The following is an 8,514-nucleotide window of genomic DNA, read 5'->3' on the forward strand; positions in this document are numbered from 1 at the left end:
GCCGTCACTTCATCTTTTTTGTCATATTTCTCAACACCCGCTCGCTCTGGTATTCCAGCAAGCCCTACCTTGTTCGGGTGAGCAATACATCCAACCTTTCCCAGAGCGCCGGAAAGACTGCGTCCCGGCTTCCCAAGTGGGCAACGTCCTTCGGCGTGCAGATCATCGCCGCCCTCATCATCGGCCTGGTCCTCGGCCTCATCGCCAAATACACCGGCAGCACCAAGACAGCCCCCAACGGCCTTGGCGCCACCCTGCAGACCATCGGCTCGAGCTACGTCTCGCTGCTGCAGACGGCCGTTGTCCCGCTGATCTTCACCGCCGTCGTCAGCTCCATCGCGAACCTCCGCCAGGTATCCAATGCGGCCAAGCTGGCGTGGAACACCTTGCTCTGGTTTGCCATCACCTCGCTCATCGCAGTGCTGATCGGCATCGGCTTGGGCGTGCTCTTCCAGCCCGGTACCGGCACCGGCATCAACAGCCAGGGCGAAGCTCCGGGCAAGGTGGGATCCTGGTGGGCGTTCCTCACCGGCCTGTTCCCCAAGAACTTCCTCGGTCTCGGCGCAAGCACCACCATCACCGACGAAACCGTCACCACTGCGGTGAACTTCAACGTGCTTCAGATCCTGGTGATCGCGATCGCCGTCGGCGTGGCCGCCCTCAAGGTGGGCAAGCAGGCCGAGCCGTTCCTGAACTTCAATGCCTCCGCGCTGGCCGTCATCCAGAAGGTCCTCTGGTGGATCATCCGGATCGCCCCGCTCGGTACCATCGGCCTGATCGGCAACGCCGTGGCCATCTACGGCTGGGACACCATCGGATCCCTGGGCAAGTTCACCGTGGCCATCTACGTGGGCCTCGCCCTGGTGCTGTTCGCCGTCTACCCGGTGCTGGTCCGCGCGCACGGGCTCTCCGTGAAGCAGTACTTCTCCGGCGTGTGGCCGGCCGTGCAGCTGGCCTTCGTTTCCCGTTCCTCGATCGGCACGCTGCCGCTCACCCAGCGCGTCACCGAACGGAACCTCGGCGTACCCAGCGGCTACGCATCGTTCGCCGTCCCGCTCGGCGCCACCACCAAGATGGACGGCTGCGCCGCGATCTACCCGGCCATCGCGGCGATCTTCGTGGCCCAGTTCTTCGGCATCAACCTGGACTTCAGCCAGTACCTGCTCATCGCCCTGGTGTCCGTCCTGGGTTCCGCCGCAACCGCCGGCACCACGGGTGCCGTGGTGATGCTGACCCTCACGCTATCCACGCTGGGACTGCCGCTGGCCGGCGTCGGCCTGCTGCTCGCGATCGACCCGATCCTGGACATGGGCCGCACCGCGGTCAACGTGGCCGGCCAGGCCCTGGTTCCCACGATCGTGGCCAAGCGCCAGGGCATCCTGGACGAGGAACTGTACAACGCCCCGCGCACCGGGACCGCCTTCGCGGATGACTCCGCCCCGGCCGGCACCCCCGACGCCGGGCGCGAGCTGGCTGACGCCAGGTCCTGACGCCTTACGAATGAATCCCCGGGAGTTCACACTGAACTGTTCCCCGGGGATTCACTCGTTTAACGGACCCTTCCCGGTAGGCTCAGCGCATGCTGATTGTCACCTCAAACGAAATCCCCGGCCACCGGATCGACGCCGTGTTCGGCGAGGTCATGGGCCTCACCGTGCGTTCCCGGGACATCGGATCCCAGATGCTCGCAGGCTTCCGGTCCCTGGGCGGCGGTGAACTTCCGGAGATGACCCGGGCCCTCTACGAAAGCCGCCAGGAAGTCATGGCCCGCATGGTCCAGGAAGCCCAGCAGCGGGGCGCCAACGCAATCATCGCCATGCGCTTCGACACATCTGAGATGGGAACCAACTGGACCGAGGTGTGTGCGTACGGCACGGCTGTTTACGCCATTCCACTCAAGGAAGGCGAGGCCGGCGCCACCGGCCAGTCGATCTACCTGAACAGCGCCGCTGCCCAGCAGCAGGCACAGGCCCAAGCACAGGCCGTACAGCAGGCGCAGGCCGCACAGCAGCAGGCCCAGGCGCACGCCGCGCAACAGCAGGCGGCCTTCCAGGCCCAACAGGCAGCGCTGCAGGCACAGCAGCAGGCGGCACAGCACGCAGCCGCGCAACAGCAGGCCGCACAGATCGCAGCCCAGCACCAGGCGGCGCAGCAGCAGGCAGCCCTCCAGGCCCAGCAAGAACAGGCCCGGCAGGAAGCGCAGGCCCGGCACGCAGCCCAGCAGGCTCCGCAAAGCGACGCGGAGGCGGGCCGGTCACCCGACAACGAGCAGCGCCCCTAAGCTCGGCACCGTGAACGGCCGGTGGTTCCAGTCCCCTGGAACCACCGGCCGTTGGCATTCCCGCCACAAAGTTAACTTGCGCAGAGTGCAAAAATGCACTTAGTGTAAAGATGTGAGCACAGCTACCACTCCCAGCTCCCGCCGCGAGCTGAACAAGGCCGCCACCCGGCGGGCGATCGCCGATGCCGCCCTGGCCCAGTTGCGCAGCAAAGGTGAAGGCAATTTCACGGTCGAAGACATCGCGGCCGAAGCCGGCGTATCCCGGCGGACGTTCTTCAACTACTTCACCGGCGTCGAATCGGCGCTGGCCTCGCTCGCGGACCGTTTCCTGGAACACGCCCTGGAACAGTTCCGGCTCCGGCCGGCCGAGGAACCCGTCCTCGAATCGGCCCGGGCGGCGCTGCTGGCACTGGCCGATCCGATGACGGCAGCGCCCATCGCGGAACTCTTCAGCCTGACCAGCTCCAGCCAGTCCCTCGGCCGCTGCGAACTCGAAGCGTGGGACCACTGCACGGACCAAATCATCGCCGCGGCCCGCGAACGGCTCGGAGCGGGCGCCGACGAACTGCAGCTGCGGGCCATGGCCGGATCGGTAATCGCCTGCGGCAAGGCCGCCATGAGCGTCTGGTTCGACGAACGCGGCGCAGACCTCTCCCCCGAATCCCTCGCAGTCTTCCGCGAACACCTTGTGACGGCCGTCGGCATGCTGGCCAACGGCTTCGCAGCACCCCAGCCCTCCTGACACACCTGCACACCCCCGCAGGCAGCAATCTCCCGACAGAACCACCCAAACAGATCGGTTCCACCATGGCCACTTTGCTCTACCGTCTTGGCAAGTTTTCCTACCGCCACCGCTGGCTGGTGATCTCGCTGTGGCTCGCCGTCCTCGTCGCCGTCGGCGGGTCCGCGGCCGCGTTCCACGGCACCATGTCCAATAACTTCCAGATCCCGGGCACCGAAACCCAGCGGATGCTGGACAAGCTCAAGCAGGACATGCCTGAGGCCGCGGGCGGATCCGCCGGCATCGTCTTCGAAGCAGGCTCCGAGGGCTTCGACCAGGAAGGCAAGGAGGCCATCAAGGCAGCGCTTGGGAAGCTGAAGGACCTTCCCACAGTGCAGTCCGTCGTCAACCCCTTCGACTCCCAGGCCGAACTCGACAAGGCCCCCGCCGCCGTCGCGCAGGCTGAAAAGCAGCTCGCCGCTGGCAAAGCGCAGCTGGAGCAGGGCCGGGCACAGCAGACTGCCGGCGAGGCACAGCTCAAGGCCGCGGAGCAGCAGATGGCGGCCGGCGGCATGCCGCAGGAAATGATCGAAGCGCAGCTGGCGCCGCAAAAAGCCGCGCTGGCCGAAGGCAGCAGGAAGCTCGACGCCGGCGAAAAGGAAGCTGCCGACGGCGCCGCGAAGCTCGCCCTGTCCAAGCGGCAGCTCGAAGCCTCCGAAGGCCTGCGTTTCGTCTCCGAAGACGGCAAGGCCGCGATCGCCCAGATCCAGTTCAAGACCTCCATCAACGCCCTGACCCCGGCCGAACGCCAGCAGGTCCAGGACATCGCCCACGAAGTGTCCTCAGCCGGCGTGACCGCCCTGGCCAGCAAGGAAATCACCGAAGACGTCTCACAGCTGTTCGGTGTGGCCGAAATCGTTGGCATCGCCGTGGCTGCGGTGGCGCTGATCGTGATGCTGGGAACCCTGATCGCGGCAGGACTGCCGCTCCTGATGGCCCTGGCGGGCGTAGCCGTGGGCGTCGGTGGAACCTTCGCGTTGACCGGCGTGATCGACATGAGCTCCATCTCGCCCATGCTCGCCCTGATGCTCGGCCTCGCGGTCGGGATCGACTACTCGCTCTTCATCGTGAACCGGCACCGCAACCAGATGCTCGCCGGCATGGACCCGGAAGAATCGGCCGCCCTCGCCACCGGAACCTCCGGCAACGCGGTCCTGTTTGCCGGCCTCACCGTGGTGGTCGCCCTGGCCGCGCTGGTGGTTCCCGGGCTGCCCTTCCTGTCCATCATGGGCTTGTCCGCTGCCGCCACGGTTGCCGTCGCCGTCGTCGTTTCGCTCACGCTGACCCCTGCGGTCCTGTCACTGATCGGCCGCCGCCTGATCTCCAAGCGGGCCTGGGCCAAGGCCGCCAAGCACAACGCCGAGCCGGGCCACGAGGCAGCGGACCACGCCGCCGATATCCGCAAGAGCAACCGCGGCTGGGGCGCCCTGGTGACCCGCCACCCCGTATGGTCGCTGCTGGCCGGCGTCGTTCTGCTCGGCGTGCTGGCCCTGCCGGCCTCGCAACTGCGGCTGGCGCTGCCCGACGGCGGCTCCGAACCGGTCGATTCGCAGGCCTTCAAGGCCTACGACCTCACCCGCAAGAGCTTCGGCGAAGGCGTCACCGGGCCGATCGTGGTGGTCGGCGAGTTCCCGGCGGGCCTAAGCGAGAGCGAGGCCGTGAACCGGCAGCTGGATGTCGCGGAGGAACTGCGCAGCGTGGACAACGTGGTGGCGGCCATCCCTGTGGCACTCAGTGCTCCCACCGCAGGCAACGGCCCCCGGACCGCGGTGTTCCAAGTGATCCCGGAGGAGGGACCGGCCAGCGAAAGCACCGTTCAGGTGGTCTCCGAGCTCCGCGCCAAGGGCAAGGACATCGCCGCAGACACGGGCGTCACCATCGGCCTCACCGGCCAGACCGCCGGCAACGTGGACGTCTCCGAGAAGCTCGGCGCTGCCCTGCCTCCGTACCTGGCGATCGTCGTCGGGCTGTCCCTGATCCTCTTGCTGCTGGTCTTCCGCTCGATCGTCGTCCCGCTGCTCGCCACCGGCGGCTTCCTGCTGTCCCTCGCTGCGGCTTTCGGCGCCGTGGTGGCCGTGTACCAGTGGGGCTGGCTGGGAACCGTGTTCGACGTCGCGAATCCCGGCGCTGTGCTGAGCTTCCTTCCGATCATCCTGATCGGCGTGCTCTTCGGCCTGGCCATGGACTACCAGGTGTTCATCACCTCGGGCATGCGCGAATCGTTCATGCACGGCGAAAGCGCCAAGCAGGCTGTGCGCAGCGGCTTCAGCCATGCGGCCGCAGTGGTCACCGCTGCTGCGATCATCATGGTCAGCGTGTTCGCGGGCTTCATCTTCAGCCACCTCACCATGGTGCGGCCGCTCGGTTTCGCAATGGCCTTCGGTGTGCTGGTGGACGCGTTCGTGGTCCGCATGACCATCCTGCCCGCCGCCATGTACCTGCTGGGCGAAAAGGCGTGGTGGCTGCCGCGCTGGCTGGACCGCATCCTGCCGGACGTCGATGTGGAGGGCGCTTCCCTGGAACGCCACGAGGCCAAGGGCCAGGCGGGCAGCGGTGAAGCGAAGGACCCTGCACTACCCTTGAACGCGTGACCCGCTTGATTCTTGCCTCCCAGTCTCCCGCCCGCACCAAGCTCCTCACGGAGGCCGGCATCCGGCACGAAGTCCTCGTGTCCGACGTCGACGAGGACGCGGTGCAGGCCCGCTACGGAGTCACCGATCCGCACGACACCGCACTGCTGCTGGCCCGCGCCAAAGCCGAGGCCGTCGCGGCGCTGCCGGAAGCCGAAGGCGCCCTGGTGATCGGCTGCGACTCGGTCTTCGAGTTCGACGGCGAGGCGCACGGCAAGCCGTACACGCCGGAGGTCGCCAGGGAGCGCATGCTGCGGATGAGCGGTTCTTCCGGCGTGCTGCACACCGGACACTGGTTGGTGGACTGCCGCGACACAGCCGCCGACGTCGAAGACGGGGAAGCTGCCGACGGCACCGGGGCGACCCTCGGCGCCGTCTCCAGCGCCGAAGTGCACTTCACGCCGATGAGCGAAGCGGAGGTGGATGCCTACATCGCCACGGGCGAGCCGCTCCACTGCGCGGGCTCCTTCACGATTGACGGCCTGGGCGGGGCGTTCATCCGCAAGGTCGACGGCGACCCGCACGCCGTCGTCGGACTCTCGGTGTCCACGCTGCGCGAGCTGCTGGGCCAGGCACAGGTGGGCATAACGGAACTGTGGGCGGAGCCGGCGGACTCCGCCGGATGATTTCCGGCGCTTTGTAGCAACCCTACAAAGAGACGGCGCCGCACACACGGATTCCCCCATCAATATGGGCGGAACCCTCACAATCACGCTAACCTCCTTTGAGGACAGAAGGAGTCAAGTTGACAGCACAGCCGGCGCAGCCCGTTTCCAGCCAGATCACCAAGGTTTTGGTGGCCAACCGCGGCGAGATCGCGGTCCGCATCATCCGCGCAGCCCGGGACGAAGGCCTCGCCTCCGTAGCTGTCTACGCCGACCCCGACCGCGACGCCCTGCACGTGCGCCTGGCCGACGAGGCCTACGCCCTGGGCGGCAACACCGCCGCGGAGTCGTACCTGGTCATCGACAAGCTGATCGACGTCGCCAAGCAGTCCGGTGCGGACGCCATCCACCCCGGCTACGGCTTCCTGGCCGAGAACGCCGAATTCGCCGCGCGCGTGATCGCCGAGGGCATCACCTGGATCGGCCCCTCCCCCGAGGCCATCGACGCGCTGGGTGACAAGGCGAAGGCCAAGCACATTGCCCTCGCAGCAGGTGCACCCCTGGCACCAGGACTCAAGGATCCGGTCAAGGACGCCGACGAGATCGTCGCCTTCGCCCAGGAGCACGGCCTTCCGGTGGCCATCAAGGCCGTCTACGGCGGCGGCGGCCGCGGGCTCAAGGTGGCGCGCACCCTGGAGGAAATCCCCGAGCTCTACGAATCCGCCGTCCGCGAGGCCCTGGCCGCCTTCGGACGCGGCGAGTGCCTGGTGGAGAAGTTCCTGGACTCCCCCCGCCACGTCGAAACCCAGTGCCTGGCCGACGCGCACGGCAACGTCGTGGTCGTCTCCACGCGCGACTGCTCGCTGCAGCGCCGCAACCAGAAGCTGGTCGAAGAAGCCCCGGCACCGTTCCTCACGGAGGAGCAGAACCGCAGCCTCTACGAATCCTCCAAGGCAATCCTGAAGGAAGCCGGCTACCTCGGCGCCGGCACCTGCGAGTTCCTGGTAGGCCAGGACGGCACCATCTCCTTCCTCGAGGTCAACACCCGCCTGCAGGTGGAGCACTGCGTCTCGGAGGAAGTCACCGGCATCGACCTGGTCCGCGAGCAGTTCCGCCTGGCCCGCGGCGAGGAACTCGGCTACGGCGATCCCGAAGTCCGCGGCCACTCCTTCGAATTCCGCATCAACGGCGAGGACGCCGGCCGCAACTTCATGCCCGCTCCGGGCACCGTGGAAACCCTCAACTTCCCCACCGGCCCCGGCGTCCGTGTGGACTCGGGCATCCAGGCCGGCGAGGTGATCAGCGGCAACTTCGACTCCATGCTGGCCAAGCTGATCGTTTCCGGTTCCAGCCGCAAGCAGGCGCTGGAACGCTCCCGCCGCGCCTTGGCCGAGCTGGAGATCACGGGCATGCCCACGGTGACCCCGTTCCACCGCACGGTTGTCTCGGATCCGGCTTTCGCTCCGGAAGAGGGTCCGTTCTCGGTCCACACCCGCTGGATCGAAACGGAGTTCGTCAACGACATCCCCGCGTGGTCCGGTGCCGCTTCCGCCGAAGCTCCCGACGCCGGTGAGCGCCAGCGCTTCGTCGTCGAGGTGGGCGGCAAGCGCCTTGAGGTAGCCCTCCCGGCCGGCCTCGGTGCGGTTTCCGCCAACGGCACCTCACCGAAGGCGGGCAAGGCCAAGAAGCGCGCCCGCGCTGCAGCCGCTTCGGCTGCGGCGGGCGGCAACGCCCTGACCTCCCCCATGCAGGGAACGATCGTCAAGGTGGCAGTAGCCGACGGCGACGTGGTGGCCGAAGGCGACCTGATCGTGGTCCTCGAGGCCATGAAGATGGAGCAGCCCCTCACTGCGCACCGCGCCGGCACCATCCACGGCCTGCTGTCCAAGGCCGGCGAAACGGTGGCCGCAGGCGCGGTCATCGCCACGATCGAAGACTAGGCTCCATTAACAACGCAGGCCCCGCACCAAACTGAACTGCTCCCCGGAAGTTGGACTGAGAAATTCAGTTCCGACTCCCGGGGAGCAGTTTTATGCACGTACGTAGTTCATTGGCCGCAGCACAGCGTGAGGCGGCTGTAGCGTTGTTTGATGAGGGCATCGGGTACAAAGCGGCGGCCAGGTTACTGGGTGTCTCCAGTACGCCGGTCAAGTCGCTGTATCGGCGGTGGAGGATTCATGGGCAAGGGGTGTTGGTGACCAAGCCGACGAAACACTC

The 8,514-nt window shown here is 67.1% G+C and carries 7 protein-coding genes; all 7 read left to right on the top strand.

All coding sequences use genetic code 11. From position 1 onward, the window contains the following. The first annotated feature begins 77 nt into the window (after positions 1-77). The gene (locus BIU82_RS07320) at positions 78-1,490 is read left to right on the top strand and encodes a dicarboxylate/amino acid:cation symporter (RefSeq protein WP_070348817.1); all 1,413 of its coding nucleotides are present in this window, start codon (positions 78-80) and stop codon (positions 1,488-1,490) included. Between the two features lie 89 nt (positions 1,491-1,579). Beyond that, positions 1,580-2,281: a YbjQ family protein gene (locus tag BIU82_RS20130; RefSeq protein ID WP_253182711.1), complete on the top strand. Its 702-nt coding sequence runs from the start codon at positions 1,580-1,582 to the stop codon at positions 2,279-2,281. Positions 2,282-2,393: 112 nt separating this feature from the next. Next, the gene (locus BIU82_RS07330; RefSeq protein ID WP_070348818.1) at positions 2,394-3,023 is read left to right on the top strand and encodes a TetR/AcrR family transcriptional regulator; all 630 of its coding nucleotides are present in this window, start codon (positions 2,394-2,396) and stop codon (positions 3,021-3,023) included. A gap of 65 nt (positions 3,024-3,088) precedes the next feature. Continuing rightward, positions 3,089-5,653 (top strand): MMPL family transporter, encoded by a 2,565-nt coding sequence (locus BIU82_RS07335; protein ID WP_070348819.1) that lies wholly within the window; start codon positions 3,089-3,091, stop codon positions 5,651-5,653. Further along, positions 5,650-6,318, top strand: a complete 669-nt coding sequence (locus BIU82_RS07340) for a nucleoside triphosphate pyrophosphatase (protein WP_070348820.1) — start codon at positions 5,650-5,652, stop codon at positions 6,316-6,318. Before BIU82_RS07335 ends, BIU82_RS07340 begins: the two co-directional genes overlap by 4 nt. A gap of 119 nt (positions 6,319-6,437) precedes the next feature. Then, positions 6,438-8,237: a biotin carboxylase N-terminal domain-containing protein gene (locus BIU82_RS07345; RefSeq protein ID WP_070348821.1), complete on the top strand. Its 1,800-nt coding sequence runs from the start codon at positions 6,438-6,440 to the stop codon at positions 8,235-8,237. A gap of 92 nt (positions 8,238-8,329) precedes the next feature. After that, a partial coding sequence (locus BIU82_RS19625; protein WP_139146518.1) for a helix-turn-helix domain-containing protein occupies positions 8,330-8,514 on the top strand: 185 nt, incomplete at its 3' end.

It is taken from the genome of Arthrobacter sp. SW1 (assembly GCF_001766675.1).
Classification (GTDB): Bacteria; Actinomycetota; Actinomycetes; order Actinomycetales; family Micrococcaceae; genus Arthrobacter.